The following is a 291-nucleotide window of genomic DNA, read 5'->3' on the forward strand; positions in this document are numbered from 1 at the left end:
GCCTTTTTCCAGCGCTTCCCGCAGGATGGTGGGCAGGATAAAGGCCGTGCCGTTCTCAATGCTGCCGTACCTCTGGCCGATGGCGTCGGTGTCGGTGAAACTGTTGGCGTTGGCGCTGATCCAGTCGCGGATGTACTGGGCGGCCTGTTCGTTCACGTCCGGCTGCTCCTGTTCTTGGATGCCTGCCGTGATGCAGTTGGCCATGTGCTGGGATGGCATTTCTTTTCCAATTCGGTCGCATAATCGTTCTTGTTATATTTGAAATGGGTAACAACATAAGAAGAATAACAT

The 291-nt window shown here is 53.6% G+C and carries 1 protein-coding gene; it reads right to left on the reverse strand.

Annotated features, from left to right (window positions below; genetic code table 11):
* The coding region (locus P0G09_RS20155) for a hypothetical protein (protein ID WP_275253567.1) at positions 1–219 on the reverse strand (219 nt) is incomplete at its 3' end.
* Positions 220–291: the final 72 nt, after the last annotated feature.

The organism is Faecalibacterium sp. DFI.5.82 (assembly GCF_029076575.1).
In the GTDB taxonomy this organism is placed as follows: Bacteria; Bacillota; Clostridia; order Oscillospirales; family Ruminococcaceae; genus Faecalibacterium; species Faecalibacterium duncaniae.